The following is a 21378-nucleotide window of genomic DNA, read 5'->3' on the forward strand; positions in this document are numbered from 1 at the left end:
GTTTTGACTCCAGGTGGCCGGGTCCAGCCGTCGGGAACGGCTGGAGGGCGCGATCGCCGGGAGCGAATCGCAACCGACCCTGACACGGAGGCAAAATGGAGGTTTACCGCTTGCGGCGATTGACTGGCCGGACGCCTGGATTATCAAGGGGTTGGCGTTAACCCCTTGATACGTTCACCGTTCACTAATTTATGTGGGAGCGGATAACTTTCGGGTGAACGGAAAATCTCCATCCTCCCATAGGAGCTACCTCAACAGGGCCAAATGTCACTCCCCGTCAAACATGACGAAATGACATGTCAATCCTGTGGTCATTTACTGACATTTAATACAAAAACCAATAATTTCAACAAAATACAATATTGGCACGAAACGTGCTCTGTAGACGCAACAGCAAAAACAGAGTGATTTAATAATGAACATTTGGGAACTGAGCGAAAAAGCCGAATACATTGCCGACAAGCACCAGCGCTTGCTCGCGCAATGGCAACATTACTGCAATAGCTTGATTCAGGGCATCACCCTTTCTAAAGCAAAACTGCATCACGCCGTAGGGTGCAATCCTGATGATTCCCTGCGCTTCTTCTTATTTGACCATTTCGTCATTCACGTGCGCCTCGCCGAAGGCTTCAACAGCCATACCATCGAGTACTACGTTGAGAAGCGTAATGGTGAAGATAGAGTATTGATTGCCAAGGCAATCCTTGATGACGAAGGCCGCATCGATAACAGCATCAGCAACCGTAACCGTGAAGATGTGCTCGAGCATTATCTCGAAAAAATTCACCCGGTATACGAAAGCCTGTACAGCGCCGTTAACACCGATACTCCGGTATCGATGGGGCAGCTACAACAAAGCGCTCAGGCCTGATAGCCATGTTGGGTGTCGAAAACTGTCGAAACGACAGCCGTCGGCACAGTTTCGTCAAAATTGATGACGTGTTCTAAGGAAGACCTGGTGAATCGCTTTATTATCGCCGACTCCAAACTTTGCATGGGTTGCCACACCTGTGAGGCGGCTTGTTCTGAAACGCACCGCCTGCATGGTCTGCAATCTATGCCGCGCCTGAAAGTCATGCGTGATGCTAATGATTCCGCGCCGCAAATGTGCCACCACTGCGAAGATGCGCCTTGCGCGGGCGTTTGCCCGGCGAACGCCATCACCCGCATCGATGGGGCCGTACAGCTTAATGAAAGCCTGTGCGTAAGTTGCAAACTGTGCGCCATTGCCTGCCCATTTGGCTCTATTGAGTTTTCCGGCAGCCGCCCGATTCACATCCCTGCCAATGCCAACAGCCCGAAAGCGCCACCTGCGCCACCAGCCCCTGCGCGAGTCAGTACGCTGATCGACTGGGTTCCTGGCATTCGCGCAATCGCGGTGAAATGCGACATGTGCAGCTTTGATGAAGATGGCCCGGCGTGCGTGCGCACCTGCCCAACCAAAGCGCTGCGCGTGGTTGATAACAATGACATTGCCAAATCCAGCAAACGTAAACGTGAACTGACTCTGGGCGCAACGCTTGGCGATCTCACAATGTTTACCCAGCCTGAGGTGAAAAAATGAGTGCTTTTATCCTGATTCATTGGGCGCTGATGGGTTTTCTGCTGAGCGCAGTACTGGCAGGTATCACGGCATTTAATAAAACGCTGAGCGGTTTAATTGCCGGTCTGGGCGGCGCGATAAGTTCGGTTCTGGTGCTGATTGCCGGTTTCGACGCGTTAACCGGGTTTAGCGGTATGGCACAAATCTGGCAGCTGCATTTACAGCTCAACGCCTTTAACGGCGTGTGGTTGGTCACCTTAGCGCTGCCAGGCCTGTTTATCTCTCTGTTTAATATCGACTGGCATCGCCATGACGCCGTTAAAGCCAATGGCTTGCTGGTGAACCTGGTGATGGCGGCAGCGGTCGCGACTCTGGTTGCTGACAACCTCGGCATGTTGGTCGTGCTGGCTGAAATCGTGGCACTTAGCGGCTACTTCCTGACGGGCTGCCAGAAATCCGGGCAGTTGTGGTTTGCATTGGGCCGCCTCGGCACCGTGTTGCTGGCCATTGCGTGCTGGATGCTGTGGAAACAGTACGGCACCCTCAGCTACGCCGAATTGCACTTGATGACCAATGGCGCACCGGTTAGCTCGGTTATCTGGTTGCTGGGTCTGGTTGGTTTTGGCCTGATGGCCGGCATTATCCCGCTTCACGGTTGGGTACCGCAGGCACATGCCAACGCTTCTGCTCCGGCAGCGGCACTGTTCTCAGCCGTTGTGCTGAAAATTGGCCTGTACGGCATCATGAGTTTCTCGCTGATCAGCAATGTTATGCCGCTGTGGTGGGGCATTCTGGTGGTCGTGCTGGGTATGATTACGGCTTTCATCGGCGGCCTGTATGCGCTGATGGAACATAACATCAACCGCCTGCTCGCTTATCACTCCCTTGAAAACATCGGCATTATCCTGCTCGGCCTTGGCTGTGGCCTGATGGGCCTGGCGCTGAACGAATCCACGCTGGTTGCGCTCGGTATGATTGGTGGCTTGTATCACCTGTTCAACCATAGCGTGTTCAAAACGACGTTGTTCCTTGGCGCAGGCGCGGTGTGGTTCCGCACCGGTCATCGCGACATCGAAAAACTCGGTGGTATCGGCAAGCGTATGCCGTTGATTTCCATCGCGATGCTGGTTGGCTTAATGGCGATGGCTGCACTGCCTCCGCTTAACGGCTTTGCTGGCGAGTGGGTGATTTACCAGTCGTTCTTCCATCTCGGTACTCTGCCGCTGTTTATCGCACGTTTCTTAGGCCCAATGCTGGCTGTAGGTCTGGCGATTACTGGTGCACTGGCAGTGATGTGTATGGCGAAAGTCTATGGCGTCACCTTCCTTGGCGCACCACGCACACCAGAAGCTGAAAACGCGACTTCTGCACCGTTCCTGATGAACCTGAGTGTGGCGGCCCTTGCCGCATGTTGTGTGATTGCCGGTGTTGCCGCTCCGTGGCTGATTCCACTGCTGCAAAACGCGATTCCACTGCCGCTGCAAACGGCTAACACCACCGTTTCACAACCAATGATCACCCTGCTGCTGATTGCCAGCCCACTGCTGCCATTCATTCTGATGGTGATTTTCCGTGGTGATCGCCTGCCAAACCGCACACGCGGCACGGCCTGGGTCTGCGGTTACGACCACGAACAAGCGATGGTGATTACTGCGGGTGGCTTTGCTCAGCCAGTGAAAGCGGCGTTCGCGCCACTGCTGAAACTGCGCAAAACCCTGAACCCGGTGAAATGGGTACCTGGCTGGCAGTGTGATTGCCTTGCCGGTACGTTCCGTCGCCTGGCGATGATCGAACTGGCCGTGTTGCTGGTTGCGGTTTGCGCTTAAGGAGCCTGAGATGAATACCATTTTCTTTTCGTTGATTCAGGCGCTGGTTCTGTTTGCCGTCGCGCCACTGCTGTCCGGTATTACCCGCGTCACTCGCGCCCGCATGCACAACCGCCGTGGGCCTGGTGTGATGCAGGAATATCGTGACCTGTTCAAATTGTTCAGCCGCCAGAGCGTGGCCCCGGCCGCGTCCGGTTGGGTGTTCCGCCTGATGCCGTTTGTGATGGTTGGCGTCATGCTGACGATTGCCACCGCGCTGCCGGTTGTGACCCTCTGGTCACCGCTGCCGTCGCTGGGCGATTTGATAACGCTCATCTACCTGTTCGCCATTGCCCGTTTCTTCTTTGCGATTGCAGGCCTGGATACCGGTAGCCCGTTTACCGGCATTGGTGCCAGCCGTGAAGCGATGCTTGGTGTGTTGGTTGAGCCAATCCTGATTCTGGGGCTGTGGGTTGCGGCACAAGTTGCTGGCAGCACACATATCAGCAATATCGCCTCCACCATCTACCACTGGCCTGCCGCGCAGAGTTTGACTCTGATTCTGGCGCTCGCCGCTTGTGCCTTCGCCACGTTTATCGAAATGGGCAAACTGCCATTCGACCTCGCAGAAGCCGAGCAAGAGTTACAGGAAGGTCCGCTGACCGAGTACAGCGGCGCAGGTTTTGCGGTGCTGAAATGGGGGATTTCCCTCAAGCAATTGGTCGTACTGCAGATGTTCGTTGGCGTGTTCCTGCCATGGGGCCAGATGAGCGAATTTAGCTGGGGCGGCCTCGTGATTGCGCTGGTTCTGGCGGCTGTAAAACTGGTTGCTGGCGTGCTGATTATCGCGCTGTTTGAAAACAGTATGGCGCGTTTACGGATGCTGGAAACCTCACGCATTACCTGGGCCGGTTTTGGCTTTGCCTTTTTAGCCTTCGTCTCCTTGCTGGCGGCGTGATTTAAGAGAATTTATCAATGTCTGAAGAAAAGATTGGCCAACATTATCTCGCCGCTTTGCATAAGCAATTTCCTCATGCGGTGATCGACGAAGCGTGGCAAACCAAAGACCAAATCACCGTCACCGTGAAGCTCAACATGCTGCCAGAAGTGGTGGAGTGGCTTTACTACCAGCAAGGCGGTTGGTTATCCGTATTGTTCGGCAACGATGAGCGCCAGTTGTGCGGCAACTATGCAGTGTATTACGTGCTTTCGATGGAAACCGGCGTGAAATGCTGGATCACCGTGCGCGTAGAAGTGGACGCTGACAAACCAGAGTTCCCATCCGTGACGCCACGCGTTCCTGCTGCGGTTTGGGGCGAGCGTGAAGTACGTGATATGTACGGCCTGCAACCTGTTGGCCTGCCGGATGAGCGCCGTTTAGTGCTGCCAGATGATTGGCCTGATGACCTGTATCCGCTGCGTAAAGACAGCATGGATTACCGTCAGCGCCCGGCACCGACCAGCGATCAGGAAACATATCAGTTCATCAATGAGCTGGGCAGCAAGAAGAACAACGTGGTGCCGATTGGCCCACTGCATGTGACTTCCGATGAGCCAGGCCACTTCCGCCTGTTCGTTGATGGTGAAAACATCATTGATGCCGATTACCGCCTGTTCTACGTCCACCGTGGCATGGAAAAACTGGCTGAAACCCGCATGGGTTACAACGAAGTGACCTTCCTGTCTGACCGTGTTTGCGGTATTTGCGGCTTCGCCCACTCCACCGCGTACACCACGTCGGTTGAGAACGCGATGGGTATCGTGGTGCCAGAACGCGCCCAGATGATCCGCGCCATCTTGCTGGAAGTTGAACGCCTGCACAGCCACCTGCTGAACCTCGGCCTGGCTTGCCACTTTGTCGGCTTCGACTCAGGCTTTATGCAGTTCTTCCGCGTGCGTGAGATGTCCATGAAAATGGCGGAAATCCTCACCGGCGCACGTAAGACTTACGGCCTGAACCTGATCGGCGGGATTCGTCGCGATCTGTTGAAAGACGACATGATCCAGACGCGCCAGCTCGCACAGCAAATGCGCCGCGAAGTGAAAGACTTGGTCGATATTCTGATGACCACGCCAAACATCGAACAGCGCACTGTCGGCATTGGCCGCCTTGACCCGCAAATCGCCCGCGATTTCAGTAACGTCGGCCCAATGGTTCGCGCCAGCGGTCACGCTCGTGATACCCGTGCCGATCACCCGTTCGTTGGTTACGGTTTGCTGCCAATGGAAGTTCATAGCGAAACAGGCTGCGACGTGCTTTCACGCCTGAAAGTGCGTATCAACGAAGTCTATACCGCGTTGAACATGATTGATTTCGGCCTCGATAACCTGCCTGGCGGCCCACTGGCTGTAGATGGTTTCACCTACATTCCAAACCGCTTCGCCCTTGGCTTCTCCGAAGCACCACGCGGTGACGATATTCACTGGTCAATGACTGGCGATAACCAGAAGTTGTATCGCTGGCGCTGCCGTGCGGCAACGTATGCCAACTGGCCGACGCTTCGCTACATGCTGCGCGGTAACACCGTTTCTGATGCGCCATTGATCATCGGCAGCCTGGATCCTTGCTACTCATGTACCGACCGCATGACGATTGTCGATGTGCGTAAGCGCAAGACCAAAGTGGTGCCGTACAAAGAGCTTGAGCGCTACAGCATTGAGCGCACCAATTCGCCGCTGAAATAAGCTGGAGTCACCATGTTTAACTTCATCAAAAAAGCCATTAAAGGCGGCGTGGCCACTGAGTCGTACCCGCTACAACCGATAGCCGTGGATCCGAACTTCCGTGGTAAACCGGAGCATAATCCACAGCAATGTATCGGCTGTGCGGCGTGTGTGAACGCCTGCCCATCGAACGCATTAACGGTGGAAACCGACCTCGTGGCGGGGCAACTGGCGTGGACCTTCAACCTTGGGCGCTGCATTTTCTGCGCGCGCTGTGAAGAAGTCTGCCCAACGGCTGCCATCAAGCTTTCTCAGGAATACGAACTGGCCGTCTGGAATAAAGCCGACTTCCTGCAACAGGCGCGTTTTGACCTGTGCAACTGCCGCCAGTGCAGCAAGCCTTTCGCGGTACAAAAAGAGATTGATTACGCGATTGCCTTGCTTGAGCACAACGGTGACAAGCTTGCCGAAGCGCATCGCGCCTCGTTTGAAACCTGCCCGGAATGCAAACGCCAGCAAAGCCTGGTCTCTTCCGACCAAATTGACCTTAGCCGCCAAATTAGAGAGGCCAGCTAATGAGTATGTTACTCGGCCCACGCGACGACAACGGCATGCCAGTGCCAATGACGGTGGATGAATCCATCGCCGCGATGAAAACGTCGTTGCTCAAAAAGATTAAACGTTCCGCGTATGTATACCGCGTTGACTGCGGTGGTTGTAACGGGTGTGAAATTGAAATTTTCGCCACCCTTTCACCACTTTTCGATGCAGAACGCTTCGGGATTAAAGTTGTTCCGTCTCCTCGTCACGCGGATATTTTACTGTTTACCGGCGCTGTGACTCGCGCCATGCGTTCCCCCGCGCTACGTGCCTGGGAATCAGCGCCGGACCCTAAAATTTGCATCTCTTACGGCGCGTGCGGTAACAGCGGCGGTATCTTCCACGACCTGTATTGCGTCTGGGGCGGCACCGACAAAATCGTACCGGTGGATGTCTATATTCCGGGTTGCCCGCCAACACCTGCGGCAACGCTGTATGGTTTTGCCATGGCGCTTGGCCTGCTGGAGCAAAAAATCCACGCCCGCGAAGCCAGTGAAATGGATGCACAACCGGCGCAAATTCTGCACCCGGATATGGTTCAACCATTGCGTGTGCGTATCGACCGTGCCGCGCGCAGCCTTGCGGGTTATCGCTATGGCCGCCAGATTGCTGACAGCTATATGGAAAACCTCACCGCCGGTGGCGGCAGTGTTCAGCAGTGGCTGGCACACGAGAACGATCCGCGTCTGACTGAAATCGTCACGCATCTGGAAGATCTGGTTAAGCAGGAGCGCGTGTAATGAGCGAGTCGGTGGTGTTTTGCCAGCTTAGCCGTAAGTTTGTCGATGAAAACGACAACACACCGAGTGATGCGCAGCAGGTGGTTTATTACAGCCTGGCAATCGGCCACCATCTCGGCGTTATCGACTGCCTGAAAGAGAACCTGGTTTGCTCGTATGAGCCTTACAAAGCGTGGATTTCCACGCTTGAAGAAGGTAGCGAAGCGCGGCGCAAAATGGAAGGTGTGCCGCGTTACGGTGAAATAGTTATCGACCAAAGTCACGTGGTTTTGCTGGCGAAAGCGTTTGATGCCGCCAAACCCACGCAAACTGAACAGCAGCAAGAGTGGAGCCAGGAATTGCTCGATATGCTGCAAGCTATTCAACAAGAACCCGCCATTTATTTGATGGTACGGAGACGCTATGACTAACAGAAACGTACTATTGTGCGTCGGCAACAGCATGATGGGTGACGATGGCGCAGGCCCGCTACTTGCCGAGAAATGCCAGGCAGCCCCACAAGGCGACTGGATTGTTATCGACGGCGGCACCGCTCCTGAAAATGATGTGGTGGCAATTCGCGAATTGCGCCCGGAAAGATTGCTGCTGGTTGATGCCACAGATATGGGACTGAACCCAGGCGAAATCCGTGTCATCGACCCGGACGATATCGCTGAAATGTTTATGATGACCACCCACAACATGCCACTTAACTATTTAATCGATCAGATTAAAGAAGATGTTGGCGAGGTGATTTTCCTCGGCATTCAGCCTGATATTGTCGGCTTTTACTACCCGATGACCGACGCGATAAAAACGGCGGTGGAAACGGTGTATCAACGTCTGGCGGGCTGGGAAGGTAAAGGCGGTTTTGCGGATTTAGAAGCGCCAGAGTTCGAGTAATAGGGCTGTCGCTTATACGGACCTTTGAAGGGCGAATCCTGCCGATCCGGAGAAGGTTCCGTTCACTAAACGTTCTGTGATCCCTGTATTCACCGAACCGGTGAACGACTTAGGGTGACCACCGTCGTCACCCTAAGAACCCTGACTCCCGGCGTTTAAATCGCCGCTTCGCGGTAAACCTCCGTTTTTCCTTTCAGTCCCTGGGTCGGTTGTGATGCGGTTATTCGGCACATCCCTGTGTCGAACCACTTCGTGGCCAACGCAAGCATTGTTCAAAAATGTTCCTGACATTTTTGTCCGGCGATCACAACCTCTCGCCGTTCCCGACGGCGAGACCCGCTCCTTACAGTCAAAACAGAGGCGATTTATGCCGGACTAAAGGTCAACGTCAAAAGCCAAAGGCTAAACCGGTTTAGATTTTGACCTTGTTCCCGGTATAAATTGCCCCAGCGTTACCCATAAGTCAGGGTTGAGCTGCCGGGAGCAGCGAAAGAGAGCGATCGCCGGGAGCGAGTCGCGAACGACCCTGAACGTTGGGGATAAGCTGGGGTTTACCGCGTAGGGGCAATTTAATCACCGGGCGACGGGGTCGCCAGGGGGATGTCGTTATCCACCTGGCACGTTCACCGTTCGCTGGCAACTATGAGATAGCGTAACGTTCGGGTGAACGGAAAACCTCTCATCTAACAAATCTCGCCCTGACAGATTGCCAGTGAGGAATGCGTGTAAGAGACAGCCCTCAGGGAAAGGACTGGGGTGAAGGTGAGTAAACATCCTTCTGTCATCTGCCCAAATGACATCGTCAAATGTGTCGAAGTCACTGTCATCCCTCCCTCGATCAATGCGCAAAGCCTTGAATCACGCTAGTTTCAAAGTTGGCACAATTTATGTATGCCTACAGAAGTCTTATAAAAAAACACTCTATCCAGGAGTCTATGATGAACCGTTTCATCATTGCTGATTCGAGCAAATGTATTGGCTGTCGCACTTGCGAAGTGGCCTGTGTCGTAGCACATCAGGAAGCACAAGATTGCGCAGTATTAACACCGCAAACCTTCCTTCCACGTATTCATGTGATTAAAGGCGTGAATATTTCTACCGCGACAATGTGCCGCCAGTGCGAAGACGCACCGTGCGCCAACGTCTGCCCTAATGGCGCAATCAGCCGTGAGCATGGTTTTGTGAACGTGATGCAAGAACGTTGCATCGGTTGCAAAACCTGTGTGGTTGCCTGCCCATATGGCGCGATGGAAGTGGTTGTTCGCCCGGTGGTTCGCAACAGCGGCGCAGGTCTTAACGTGATGGCAGAAAAAGCCGAAGCGAATAAATGCGACCTTTGCCACACCCGTTCGGAAGGCCCGGCCTGTATGGAAGCCTGCCCAACCAACGCCATTCTTTGTGTTGATCGCAATAAACTTGAACAAATGAGTGCCGAAAAACGCCGCCGTGCTGCGTTCGATGCAACTTCATCTCTGATTTTCTAATTTCATCCCCTGACGGGAACGAAATTTTCAACTTTTAACAGGTCTGTTACTGATGAAAAAAATTACCAGCGTCTGCCCTTACTGTGGTGCAGGCTGCAAACTGAAACTGGTTGTTGAGAAGAACAAAATTATCCGTGCCGAAGCGGCTGATGGCGTGACTAACCAAAATGAACTCTGCCTGAAAGGCTATTACGGCTGGGATTTTCTCAACGATACCAAGTTGCTCACACCGCGTCTGACGCAGCCGATGATTCGCTATGAAAAGGGCGGCAAGCTTCAGCCGGTGAGCTGGGAAGAGGCGATTAGCTATACCGCAAAACGCCTGAAAGCTATCAAAGAGCAGCATGGCCCACGCTCAATTATGACGACCGGCTCGTCACGTGGGACAGGTAACGAAACCAACTATGTGATGCAGAAGTTTGCACGCGGTGTCTTGCATACCAATAACGTTGACTGCTGTGCGCGTGTTTGCCACGGGCCGTCGGTCGCAGGTTTGCAGGTGACGCTGGGCAACGGCGCGATGAGTAATTCCATCGGCGATATCGAAAACTCAAAATGCCTGTTGGTGTTTGGCTATAACTGCGCCGATTCGCACCCGATCGTGGCGCGTCGTGTGATTAAAGCGAAAGAAAATGGCGCGAAAATCATTGTTTGCGATCCGCGCCGCATCGAAACCGCCCGTATTGCCGATCAGCATCTGCAACTGAAAAACGGCTGCAATATGGCGCTGGTGAATGCCTTTGGTTATGTGCTGCTCGAAGAGAATCTTTACGACACCGAGTACGTTGCGAAATTTGCCGAAGGTCTGGACGCTTACCGTGAAGTGGTTAAAGGCTACGCGCCAGAAGACGTTGAGCACCTGACCGGTGTTCCGGCGCATCAGGTCCGCCAGGCAATGCGTACTTTTGCCGCCGCACCGTCAGCCACCATTATGTGGGGCATGGGCGTGACACAGTTCGGCCAGGCGGTTGACGTAGTCAAAGGGCTTTCAAGCCTTGCGCTGCTGACCGGAAACCTCGGGCGTGAAAACGTCGGCGTTGGCCCGGTTCGTGGCCAGAACAACGTGCAGGGCGCGTGTGACATGGGCGTGCTGCCAAACCAGTTCCCGGGTTACCAGGATGTGGTTGACCCGCAAGTGCGTGCGAAATTCGCCAAAGCCTGGGGCATCAACGTTGAAGATATGGACGACCAGGTTGGCGTGCGTATCACCGAAGTACCGCATATGGCGATTCACGGCGAGATGAAAGCCTACTACATCATGGGCGAAGACCCGTTGCAGACCGAAGCCGATCTTGGCCTGGTACGCAAAGGTTTTGAAGCGCTCGATTTTGTCGTCGTGCAGGACATCTTTATGACCAAAACCGCTGAAGTGGCAGACGTCATTTTGCCAGCCACTTCCTGGGGCGAACACGGCGGTGTGTTTACCTGTGCTGACCGCGGTTTCCAGCGTTTTGAAAAAGCCATTGATGCGAAGTACAACGTCAAACGTGACTGGGAAATTATCAGCCTGCTCGCCACCGAGATGGGCTACCCAATGCACTACGATAACAACCAGCAAATCTGGGATGAACTGCGTGAACTCTGCCCGCTGTTCTATGGCGTAACCTACGAGAAAATGGGCGATATGGGCCATGTGCAGTGGCCGTGTCCGACGCTCGATCACCCGGGTACGCCTTATCTCTACAAAGACAGCAAGTTCGACACCCCAACCGGCAAAGGCCAGCTGTTTGCCGCCGAGTGGCGTGCGCCAGCCGAAGTACCGGATGCCGAATATCCACTGGTGCTGTGCACCGTGCGTGAAGTCGGCCACTACTCCTGCCGTTCAATGACCGGGAACTGTGCTGCATTGCAGACTCTGGCCGATGAACCTGGTTTTGTGCAGATGAACCCAACAGATGCCAACCTGCTTGGGATTAAAGACAAGCAACTGGTGTGGGTCAGTTCGCGTCGCGGCAAAGTGATCAGCCGTGCCGAAGTGAACGAGCGCATTAACGTGGGCTCGGTGTACATGACTTACCAGTGGTGGATTGGGGCTTGTAATGAGCTGACTCAGGACAACCTTGACCCGATTTCCAAAACACCGGAAACCAAGTATTGCGCGGTCAACGTCAGCCAAATTGCCGACCAGCAGTGGGCAGAAAACTACGCTCAGACGACGTATAGCGATATGAAAGCGCGTTTGCGTAGTGCGGTAGAAGTTTAAGTGTAAAAACAACCCTCACCCCAACCTTCTCCCTGAGGGAGAAGGAGTATTTCCCCCTCTCCTGTGGGAGATGGTCGGGGTGAGGGCGTAAAACATAAAACAGGATAAATAGTGAATTTTAACGGCGTGATGCTACGCATTCGCGGCAAAGTACAGGGCGTTGGCTTCAGGCCATTCGTCTGGCAACTGGCACAACTTCTCAAACTCACGGGCGATGTCTGCAATGACGGCGCCGGTGTGTTGGTGCGCCTGACTTCCCCCGCCGATGCGTTTATCACCCAGCTTCACGCCAAATGCCCGCCACTGGCGCGTATCGACAGCATTGAACAATCGTCAATGCTATGGGAAACACGCCCCCATGATTTCACCATTCGCCACAGCGCCAGCAGCTCGATGGACACGCAAATCGTCCCGGATGCCGCAACCTGCCCGGATTGCCTGCGCGAGCTGAATGACCCGCACGATCGCCGTTATCGCTATCCGTTTATCAACTGCACCCACTGTGGCCCGCGTTTTACGATAATCAATGCCATGCCCTATGACCGCCCAAACACGGTGATGGCTGCGTTCCCGCTCTGCCCGGCGTGCGAAAAAGAGTACCGCGACCCAATGGATCGCCGCTTCCATGCCCAGCCTGTCGCCTGCCCGGAGTGTGGGCCGCAAATTAGCTGGCAATGTGGCGAGCAAAACCTTGCACGCGAAGAGGCGTTACAAGCAGCCATTGCAGCGTTAAAAGACGGGAAAATCATCGCGATTAAAGGGCTGGGTGGTTTCCACCTGGCGGTTGATGCAAGCAACGATGCCGCCGTTTCGCGCTTACGCTCCCGCAAACATCGCCCTTCTAAACCGCTGGCTGTCATGCTGCCCGACTCGCACCGGTTGCCCGCAGAGGTAACGGTACAGCTCAACACGCCAGCGGCACCGATTGTGCTAATGGCGAAATCTGCTTTGCACGGTTTAAGCACGTTTATCGCCCCAGGCCTGAGCGAAGTCGGCGTGATGTTACCCGCCAACCCGCTACAACACCTTTTGATGCAGGATTTTGGTGGCCCGCTGGTGATGACATCCGGCAATTTAAACGGCAAACCGCCCGCCATAACCAATCAGCAGGCGCTTGAAGAGTTGGCTGAAATTGCCGACGGCTGGTTGCTGCATAACCGCGACATCGTCCAGCGCATGGATGATTCCGTGGTACGAGCAAAAGGTGAGATGCTGCGCCGTGCCAGAGGTTTTGTGCCAGATGCTCTCCCGTTACCCCCAGGTTTTGACGCACTGCCGCCGATTCTGGCGTTAGGCTCTGATCTGAAAAACACCTTCTGCTTGCTGCGCGGCAACCAGGCGGTGCTCAGCCAGCATCTGGGCGATCTCGCTGAAGAAGGCGTGGAGCAGCAGTGGCAAAAAGCGTGCACGCTAATGTGTGAGGCTTATGATTTTAAAGCGCAATACGTCGCGATAGACGCGCATCCCGGCTACCACAGCTCCCGCATCGGGAAAGAAATGGGTTTGCCAGTGAGCACCGTTTTACATCATCACGCTCACGCGGTGGCGTGTATGGCTGAACACAACTGGCTACAGGATGGTGGCGATGTGATTGCCCTAACTCTTGATGGTATTGGTTATGGCGAGAACGACCAGCTGTGGGGCGGAGAATGCCTGCGGGTTAACTATCGCGACTGTGAACATCTCGGCGGTTTGCCTGCTGTGGCGCTCCCCGGGGGTGACCTCGCCGCTCGCCAGCCATGGCGTAACCTGCTCGCCCATTGCCTGGCGTTTATACCTGGCTGGCAACGCCACCCGGAAACGGCCGTCATTCGCGCACAAAGCTGGCCATTGCTGGCCACCGCCATTGAACGTGGCATTAATGCGCCTGTCGCCTCCTCCACGGGTCGCCTTTTCGATGCTGCCGCAGCGGCGCTACACTGCACACCCTTACAGCAAAGCTATGAAGGGGAAGCCGCCTGCCGCTTCGAAGCACTGGCGTCACAAAGTCGCGGGTGCCTCCACCCCGTTACGCTGCCGGTTATCGCAGGCCAGCTCGACATGGCGACATTCTGGCAGCAGTGGTTGAGCTGGCATGACTGCGCGTCCGCTCGCGCCTGGGCATTTCATGACGCCCTGGCAAAAGGTTTTGCTGATTTAGCCCGCAGCCATGCGCAAAGGCTTGCCATAAAGACTCTCGTCTTCAGCGGCGGTGTGCTGCATAACCGCCTGATGCGCGAAAGATTTTCGTATCACCTAGCAGATTTCAACCTGCTCTTCCCGACACAGTTACCTGCCGGTGACGGTGCCCTTGCATTGGGCCAGGCGCTTGTTGCCGCCGCCCGTATCACCCTTCCCCCACAAGGATAAAATGATGTTATTGCGTGTTCTTCGTGATAATCCACGTGCCGCTGTTTTGTTGGTGGTTTTAGTCGCAGCCAATCTTGCCGCCTGGGCCTGGGCGCTGGTTTCGTTTCACCACAGCACCGCGCTGATGGCCGCCAGTCTCCTGGCCTGGTGCTACGGTTTGCGCCATGCGGTCGACGCCGACCATATCGCAGCGATTGATAACGTGACGCGCAAGATGATGCAGCAAGGGAAACGCCCGTTTGGTATCGGAGCCTGGTTCTCACTCGGCCATTCCAGCATTGTGGTGCTGGCGTCTATCGCGATTGCCGCAACCGCGGCGGCATTTCAAAATGATATGGACTGGTTCCATGATGTGGGCGGCGTGATTGGTACTGCCGTATCGGCGTGTTTCTTGCTGGCAATGGCGCTGGTCAATCTGGTGATTTTACGCGGCGTATGGCGTAATTTCCGTCAGTTAAAACGTGGCGAGTCGCTGTCAGCCGAAGACACCGATTTTAACGGTGGCGGTATCATGAGCTGGCTGTTCCGCTCCACATTTAAGCTGATTAACAAAAGCTGGCACATGTATCTGGTCGGTTTTTTGTTTGGTTTAGGGTTTGATACCGCAACAGAAATTGGCGTGTTGGGCATTTCTGCCGCCAGCGCATCCAGCGGGATGTCGATATGGTCGATTCTGGTGTTCCCGGCGCTGTTTGCAAGCGGCATGGCGCTGATTGATACGCTCGACAACATGATTATGGTCGGTGCTTACGGTTGGGCGTTTAACAAGCCGCAGCGAAAACTCTATTACAACATGACGATTACGGGCACATCCGTTGTGGTGGCGCTGTTTATTGGCGGCATGGAAGCGTTAGGGTTGTTAGCGGATAAATTCAACCTGCACTCCGGCATGTGGAAGTGGGTCGATGCGTTAAATGAAAACCTCGGCAATGCAGGCTTTATCGTGGTTGGGCTGTTTATTGGCTGCTGGATTGTGTCGATGCTGAACTACCGTTGGAAGGGATACGATTCGTTGGTAGTTCGCTAGAGAATTGCAGAATAATGTCGGATGTCGCTCACGCTAATCCGACCTACGAAAACCATTGTAAGGTGGATTAGCGCAAGCGACATCCACCGTTACAATTCAATCAATTACCGCTTTCAGCCCACGCGCGCTCAATCTCTTCGGCAAGGATCTTCACTCCCGCCTCGATTTTCTCCGGCTCCGGCACATAGTTCATGCGCATGCACTGATGCGTGTGCGGCCACGGCTTATCCAGACCCGGGAAGAAATAATCCCCTGGCACCATCAATACACCGCGCTTTTTCAGGCGCTGATAAAGCAGCTCAGTCGAAATCGGCAGGTCTTTGAACCACAACCAAAGGAAAATTGCCCCTTCTGGCTTGTGGATCAGGCAACGTTCTGGCGATAAATAGCGACGAATAACCGCGATCGTGTCCTGAACACGCTGGTAATAGAACGGTTTGATCACTGTTTCAGACAAGCGCAGCAAATCATTACGCTTAATCATTTCGCACGCCATCGCCGGGCCAATACCGCCTGGTGCCAGGCTGATAATGCCGTTCATATTACTGACCGCAGAGATGATTTTTTCATTGGCGATGATGATACCGCAGCGACTACCCGGCAGGCCGAGTTTCGACAGGCTCATGCAAAGGATAATGTTCGGATTCCACAGCGGGCGTGCCTCGGTGAAAATAATGCCCGGGAACGGCACGCCATACGCGTTATCAATCACCAGTGGAATACCGTGCTGGTGCGCCAGAGCGTCGAGTTTAATCAGCTCTTCATCGGTAATGACGTTGCCCGTCGGGTTGGTTGGGCGCGACACGCAAATCATGCCGGTGTCCGGGCCAATGTGCAGGTGTTCGAAATCTACGTGGTACTTAAACTGGCCTTCTGGCAGCAGCTCGATATTTGGGCGCGTAGAGACAAACAGGTCTTCTTCAAGGCCTGAATCGGCATAACCGATGTACTCCGGAGCGAGCGGGAACAGAACTTTTTTAGTGCTGCCATCCGCATAACGACCCGCGAACAGATTAAACAAGTAGAAAAATGCGCTTTGGCTGCCATTAGTCAGTGCAATATTCTGCGGAGCAATATCCCAACCTAATTCTGTACGCAGCATTTCTGCAAGCGCGCCAAGTAACTCACTTTTCCCCTGCGGACCGTCGTAATTGCATAGTGCATCGGTCATTTTCCCGTTTGCCAGCATGTCTGCCAGTAGATCCTGGAAGTAGTCGTTCATCGCAGGAATTTGGGCAGGATTACCGCCACCGAGCATGATAGCTCCAGGTGTGCGTAGGCCGTCGTTAAGGTCCTCCATCAGGCGTGTGATGCCTGCATGGCGGGTAAATTTGTCGCCGAAAAGTGAAAACGTCATAACGTAGATCTGTCTTTGACTATCAAAAGAGGCTAACCATAACGCCGGAGAAGACGCGGTGCAAACGCATTAAGGATAGCCTCTGGTGTGTATTGTGCTGTGAATTTTAGATTTGTCAGAATAAACAACCCTCACCCCAACCCTCTCCCTGAGGGAGAGGGGGAAAGGGCAAGAATGGGGATTCGCTCTCCAGGAGAGGGTGAAAGGGTAAGAACGGGTTATTCCCTCTCCTGGGGGAGAGGGCCAGGGTGAGGGCGTCCGACACTAAATCAACAATTACGGATTCCCCGCCCAAACGACCATCACTTTGTCGCCAGCAGATTCACGGCTAAAACCGTACCCTTGCTTCATACTCACCGTGTTCTGTTTACCCGTGCCAATAGCCGGGTGGCGGGCGCGGAACTGGCTGATTTTCTGCCAGTGAGCAAGCGTGGCAACGTTTTGCCCCCAGTTCATATCTGAACGGGTTCCCTGAAGCGGATCGGAACCGGTCGGGCCAAATGGCCGTTCTGTCTCGTCGCCATAGAAAATCTGCACCGCACCCGGAGCCAGCAAGAGCAACTCTGCCGCACGCTGCCCGCCTTCACGGAACAGGCGGGTATCATGCGAGGAAAGATAGCTAAGAACATTAAACTCCTGCAATTTAGTCGCCATCTGCTGCCAGGTGAGATCGATATTTGCCAGGCAATCAACGGCTTTCGACGCTTGTTCCTGATAATCGAAATTGATCATCGCATCGAAGCCGCTGTTGTAGTAATCGCTCTTCATCACGCCATGACCCCAGGATTCACCCGTCATCCAGAATGGCGCGTCATCCAGCTTCTTGTCGGGGTTGGCCTTCTTCCACTCTGCCAGCGCTTCAACAGACTGCTGTTTGAGCTGCTGCCACCCTGCTTTCTCAACGTGTTTTGCGGTATCGACCCGGAAACCGTCGATGCCGTAATCACGCACCCATTGGCTCAACCAGTGCGTCAGATAATCTCGTACGGCAGCGCCCGCTATTTCTTTGGCGTGGGTATCGGGTTTATTGCGATAAAAGATGGGCAAACCCGCCGGTTGCGTGGATTCGGTTTTTAAATCCGGCAGGAACGCCAGCGACATCGTTAAGTCATCAAAACCTGGGCTGTCGTAATTGCCGATATCGGTGCGGATCCAATTTTTCCCCCACCAGTTCTGCCAGGCGGTTTTATCGCTAAAGTTGATGTAATCATTAAAAGAGTGCCAGCTTTGACCTGGGCCGGGCTTCCAGTCGGTCCACTTTTTGCCCAGTGTTTTAGTCAGCTCATTACCTTTGAGATACAGCGCACCAAACTGGTATTGCTGCATGTCGGCGAGCGTTGCGTAACCGGTGTGGTTCATCACCACGTCGAACAAGATGCGAATGCCGCGTTTGTGGGCTTCATCCACCAGGGTACGCAGTTCATCTTCGGTGCCCATATTGGCATCGAGCTTTGTCCAGTCCATGGTGTAGTAGCCGTGGTAAGCGTAATGCGGGAAGTCGCCTTTCGTACCGCCGCCTACCCAGCCATGGATTTGCTCCAGCGGCGAGCTAATCCACAACGCATTCACGCCCAGTTTTTCCAGGTAATCGAGCTTTTGGGTTAAACCTGCGAGGTCACCGCCGTGGAAGGTGCCGATTTCCTGCATGCCATCTTTGTGGCGACCATAGCTGTTGTCGTTTTTCGGATTGCCGTTTTCAAAACGGTCAGTCAGCACAAAATAGACCGTGGCATTGTGCCAGCTAAACGGAGCAACCTTTTCGGTTGTCGCTGACTCCAGCAGCAGCAGGCCGTTGCTATTTGCCGCAGGCATCAGCGTAACCTGGCCTTGTTTCACCGTGGCAGTGGCACCACTGTAAAAATCACGCACTTCGCTGCCCTCAGCGAAGGTTTTACTGACATTAATGGTCAGCGGTTTGCCATCCCACTTCGGGCACTGGCGGGTGACGTCAACAGGTGCGGTTTGTGCCTCACTGTTGACGCTCAGGTTGAGAGTAGGTGTACCGCTGCGTGTGTCAATTTGCACCCGGTACTCGCCTTCACGAAATAAGCGCCAGACCGGGGCTTCTCCCTCGCAAGGTTTCAGTGACAGCGCCTGGTTCAGCTTGATAGATTCTGCGGGCTGCCAGCACGCCTGATCAAGCTTGAGGCTTAGCGGTAGCGTGCCTTTTGCAAGCTTCGCCTCGCTGACAAACAAGCCCGGAGTTTGCTCCTTAAACGCAGGTATTCCGGGAACCATCCAGCCTGCTTGCACAAGCCCGGGAAACAGTAAAAGCAGCAGAGGTAATTTTTTCATAGGGTTAAGCCCGCGATTATCTTTTATTCAGTTTGGCACTGTTTTAAATAGCGGGATTCATCCCCAAAAGGGGTTAGCAGGGGTGGAGATAATAGGGTGAGTGATGCGCTTATCAATTCGCATAAATATGGGATAAACGTCGCATATTGCAATAGTTTTTGCCGTCATAAGAAGATCGTACGTGACATCATTTAAGAATCGGATTATTTCTTTTGGTGCTCTGAAGGTCTATTTTTGTTAGTATCTGCGTTTACTTTATTCGAAACCTTTGACAAATAAGGCACTGGAAACGTAACGATCCGACCAGGAGATCTAATGATATCAACCCATTTCCGACGATTTGGGGCTGCGATACTCATGTTACTCACCATCAGTTTTTCAACTGGGGTATTAGCAAGTAAACATGAGCCAAAATCGCAAAAGGCCCATTTAGTTTCAACGAAACATACAGCAACAAAAAGCAAGACGACGAACAGTAAGAAACTGGCAAGTAGTAAAAAAGAGTATTCTCGCAATAGTGAAATAGCATCGCTCCCTGACTTGCGAAAATACCCTTCCGGAACACCTAGAAAAAAAGCGTTTCTCCGGACGGTCATGCCATACATTACTAGTCAAAATGCCGCGATTACTGCTGACCGTAACTGGTTGGTTTCTAAGCAGTATGAAAAACGCTGGTCACCATCAGAGCGTACACGCCTGAAAGATATTACTCAGCGCTACAAAATTTCGTGGAACGGTAATACCAAGCGTGTGCCATGGAATACGCTGATGGAAAAAGTCGACATCATTCCTACCAATATGGTAGCGACGATGGCCGCAGCCGAAAGTGGCTGGGGTACGTCTAAACTTGCGCGTAACAATAACAACTTGTTTGGTATGAAGTGCAGCCAGCGCCATTGCAACAGCGAGCCAGGTAAAGTTAAAGGCTATTTGCATTACGAATCTGTTAAAGAGGGTGTTAACTCTTATGTAACAAATTTGAATACACATCCGGCCTATAAATCTTTCCGTAAATCCCGCGCTCAATTGCGTAAAGCGGACCAGGAAGTGACTGCCAGCAATATGATTCATAAGCTGAAAGGGTATTCCACAAAGGGTAATAGCTATAACAACTACCTATTTGCGATGTATCAATCCAATCAGCGTTTTATGGCACCGAACTAAATAATTAAAATAGATTGTTAATAATAAGTAATAATTCACGCCTTCAATTCGAAGGCGTTTTTTTTACACCAAAATCTCACTGTACCTATCGCGATGCTCTTTCGGTGTTGCGTCGTATTCTTTCTTGAAAACAGAGTAGAAATATTGCAGTGAAGGGTAGCCACACATCTGCGATATTTCATTGATTGATAAAGACGTAGACACCAACAAGCTGCGCGCTTTCTCTAACTTTTCAGCATGAATCATTGCGTGAATCGTCTCGCCTACTTCCTCTTTAAAACGCTTCTCAAGGTTCGATCGCGAGATCCCCACAGCATCTAACACCTGTTCAACTTTGATGCCCTTGCAGGCATGGTTGCGGATGTAATGCATCGCCTGAATCACTGCCGGGTCGTGAAGAGAACGGTAGTCCGTGGAGCGGCGTTCCACCACGCGTACCGGTGGCACCAGCACACGTTGCAAGGCTAGCGGTTCGTTGTCCATCAAACGGTGCAACAGTTTTGCTGCCTGGTAACCCATCTGCCTGGTCCCCTGCGCCACCGAGGAGAGCGCAACCCGTGACAAATAACGCGTGAGTTCTTCGTTATCGATGCCAATCACACAGAACTTTTCCGGCACCGGAATATGCAAATGTTCACAGACTTGCAGCAAGTGCCTGGCGCGGGCATCAGTCACGGCGATAATGCCGGTTTGTGGCGGCAACGTTTGCACCCAATCTGCGAGGCGATTTTGTGCGTGCTGCCAGTTTTCAGGTGCGGTTTCTATTCCCTGATAAACCACCCCACGGTACTTCTCTTTCGCCACCAGTTGGTTAAAAGCATATTCACGTTCCATCGCCCAACGTTTGCCGCTGGAGTTCGGCAAACCGTAGAAAGCAAAACGCTGCACGCCCTTCTCTTTGAGATGTAAAAATGCACTTTCTACTAACGCATGGTTGTCGGTGGCGATGTAATGCACAGGCGGGTAATGTTCAGGCAAGTGATATGAGCCACCCACCCCGACAATCGGAACGTCTGCGCCATCGAGCAGGCGTTGAATTTCCGTATCATCAAAATCGGCAATCACGCCGTCACCCAACCACTCTTTAATATTGTCGATACGAGCGCGGAAATCTTCTTCAATAAAAATATCCCACTCAGATTGAGACGCCTGCAAATATTCGCCAACCCCTTCAACGACCTGGCGGTCATAGGCCTTGTTGGCATTGAATAACAACGTAATGCGGTGACGTTTCTCAAACATGCTTTTATTCCCTGATAACAAAA

The 21378-nt window shown here is 53.3% G+C and carries 17 protein-coding genes; 14 read left to right on the forward strand and 3 right to left on the reverse strand.

Annotated features, from left to right (window positions below; genetic code table 11):
* The first annotated feature begins 415 nt into the window (after positions 1 to 415).
* The 13 genes from hycA (at position 416) to M975_RS18145 (ending at position 15297) form a co-directional block, all read left to right on the forward strand.
* Positions 416 to 871 (forward strand): formate hydrogenlyase regulator HycA, encoded by a 456-nt coding sequence (gene hycA / locus M975_RS18085; RefSeq protein WP_064561279.1) that lies wholly within the window; start codon positions 416 to 418, stop codon positions 869 to 871.
* 87 nt (positions 872 to 958) lie between these two features.
* Positions 959 to 1564 carry a 4Fe-4S dicluster domain-containing protein gene (locus tag M975_RS18090; RefSeq protein ID WP_064561280.1) on the forward strand — a complete coding sequence of 202 codons (606 nt, stop codon included), beginning with the start codon at positions 959 to 961 and terminating at the stop codon, positions 1562 to 1564.
* Positions 1561 to 3369, forward strand: coding sequence for a formate hydrogenlyase subunit 3 (hycC, locus tag M975_RS18095; RefSeq protein WP_064561281.1), 1809 nt, complete (start codon positions 1561 to 1563; stop codon positions 3367 to 3369). Before M975_RS18090 ends, hycC begins: the two co-directional genes overlap by 4 nt.
* A 10-nt stretch (positions 3370 to 3379) precedes the next feature.
* Complete coding sequence (locus M975_RS18100; RefSeq protein WP_064561282.1) at positions 3380 to 4306, forward strand: respiratory chain complex I subunit 1 family protein; 927 nt, start codon at positions 3380 to 3382, stop codon at positions 4304 to 4306.
* A 17-nt stretch (positions 4307 to 4323) separates the two neighbouring features.
* On the forward strand, positions 4324 to 6033 hold the full coding sequence (locus tag M975_RS18105) for a hydrogenase large subunit (protein WP_064514573.1): 1710 nt from the start codon (positions 4324 to 4326) through the stop codon (positions 6031 to 6033).
* Between the two features lie 12 nt (positions 6034 to 6045).
* Entirely contained in the window at positions 6046 to 6588 is a 543-nt protein-coding gene (locus M975_RS18110; RefSeq protein WP_034460466.1) for a formate hydrogenlyase complex iron-sulfur subunit, read from the forward strand.
* The gene (locus M975_RS18115) at positions 6588 to 7352 is read left to right on the forward strand and encodes an NADH-quinone oxidoreductase subunit B family protein (RefSeq protein WP_064561283.1); all 765 of its coding nucleotides are present in this window, start codon (positions 6588 to 6590) and stop codon (positions 7350 to 7352) included. The genes M975_RS18110 and M975_RS18115 overlap by 1 nt, the downstream gene beginning before the upstream one ends.
* A complete protein-coding gene (locus M975_RS18120) occupies positions 7352 to 7762 on the forward strand; it encodes a formate hydrogenlyase maturation HycH family protein (RefSeq protein ID WP_064514579.1) in 411 nt (136 codons plus the stop codon). The genes M975_RS18115 and M975_RS18120 overlap by 1 nt, the downstream gene beginning before the upstream one ends.
* A complete protein-coding gene (gene hycI, locus M975_RS18125; protein ID WP_064561284.1) occupies positions 7755 to 8234 on the forward strand; it encodes a hydrogenase maturation peptidase HycI in 480 nt (159 codons plus the stop codon). Before M975_RS18120 ends, hycI begins: the two co-directional genes overlap by 8 nt.
* A 938-nt stretch (positions 8235 to 9172) precedes the next feature.
* A complete protein-coding gene (gene hydN, locus M975_RS18130) occupies positions 9173 to 9718 on the forward strand; it encodes an electron transport protein HydN (RefSeq protein WP_064561285.1) in 546 nt (181 codons plus the stop codon).
* A gap of 52 nt (positions 9719 to 9770) precedes the next feature.
* Positions 9771 to 11921 (forward strand): formate dehydrogenase subunit alpha, encoded by a 2151-nt coding sequence (gene fdhF, locus M975_RS18135; protein ID WP_064561286.1) that lies wholly within the window; start codon positions 9771 to 9773, stop codon positions 11919 to 11921.
* Positions 11922 to 12050: 129 nt separating this feature from the next.
* The gene (gene hypF, locus M975_RS18140; protein WP_064561394.1) at positions 12051 to 14270 is read left to right on the forward strand and encodes a carbamoyltransferase HypF; all 2220 of its coding nucleotides are present in this window, start codon (positions 12051 to 12053) and stop codon (positions 14268 to 14270) included.
* Positions 14271 to 14274: 4 nt separating this feature from the next.
* Positions 14275 to 15297: a HoxN/HupN/NixA family nickel/cobalt transporter gene (locus tag M975_RS18145; protein ID WP_064561393.1), complete on the forward strand. Its 1023-nt coding sequence runs from the start codon at positions 14275 to 14277 to the stop codon at positions 15295 to 15297.
* A 100-nt stretch (positions 15298 to 15397) separates the two neighbouring features.
* Here the strand turns inward: M975_RS18145 and avtA are convergent, their stop codons facing one another.
* Together avtA and M975_RS18155 are read right to left on the reverse strand one after the other, a co-directional pair.
* Positions 15398 to 16654: a valine--pyruvate transaminase gene (gene avtA, locus M975_RS18150; RefSeq protein WP_064561287.1), complete on the reverse strand. Its 1257-nt coding sequence runs from the start codon at positions 16652 to 16654 to the stop codon at positions 15398 to 15400.
* Between the two features lie 276 nt (positions 16655 to 16930).
* Positions 16931 to 18949 carry an alpha-amylase gene (locus tag M975_RS18155; RefSeq protein WP_064561288.1) on the reverse strand — a complete coding sequence of 673 codons (2019 nt, stop codon included), beginning with the start codon at positions 18947 to 18949 and terminating at the stop codon, positions 16931 to 16933.
* Positions 18950 to 19264: 315 nt separating this feature from the next.
* Here M975_RS18155 and M975_RS18160 point away from each other — a divergent pair, with 315 nt between their 5' ends.
* Entirely contained in the window at positions 19265 to 20113 is an 849-nt protein-coding gene (locus M975_RS18160; protein WP_064561289.1) for a protein bax, read from the forward strand.
* A gap of 63 nt (positions 20114 to 20176) precedes the next feature.
* Here M975_RS18160 and xylR read toward each other — a convergent pair whose 3' ends face one another.
* Positions 20177 to 21355, reverse strand: coding sequence for a D-xylose utilization transcriptional activator XylR (xylR, locus tag M975_RS18165; RefSeq protein ID WP_064561290.1), 1179 nt, complete (start codon positions 21353 to 21355; stop codon positions 20177 to 20179).
* Positions 21356 to 21378: the final 23 nt, after the last annotated feature.

It is taken from the genome of Buttiauxella brennerae ATCC 51605 (genome assembly GCF_001654925.1).
Taxonomy (GTDB): Bacteria; Pseudomonadota; Gammaproteobacteria; order Enterobacterales; family Enterobacteriaceae; genus Buttiauxella; species Buttiauxella brennerae.